The organism is Paraburkholderia sp. NMBU_R16, from assembly GCF_013282575.1.
Classification (GTDB): Bacteria; Pseudomonadota; Gammaproteobacteria; order Burkholderiales; family Burkholderiaceae; genus Trinickia.
Genome location: NZ_JAAAYE010000441.1, coordinates 1 through 252, shown reverse-complemented (window position 1 = coordinate 252; position 252 = coordinate 1). Strand labels below are relative to the sequence as shown.

The 252-nt window shown below is 56.7% G+C and carries 1 pseudogene; it reads left to right on the top strand.

The features are described 5' to 3' along the window. Positions 1–252, top strand: a pseudogene (locus GWC77_RS28750) (IS21 family transposase); the annotation flags it as partial.

Sequence of the window (252 nt, the reverse complement as noted above, 5' to 3'; positions counted from 1 at the left end):
GCAACATGCGCCGCGCGTCAATCAACAAACGCTTGTCAGCGTCAATCAACATCGGCATCATCAACCTCGCCGCGACATTCTCATCTTGTTTGTCGCGCGTCTCTCATCCAGATTGTCGCGCCACAGTGCTTCTTGTTCAGCGCTGGATTCTGGCACGGCTGCGCCACCAGCGCCTGTTCAGTCTCGATGAAGCGAACCGCACGATCGCCGCACTGCTCGTCGGTCTGAACAACAAGCCGTTCAAGAAGTTGC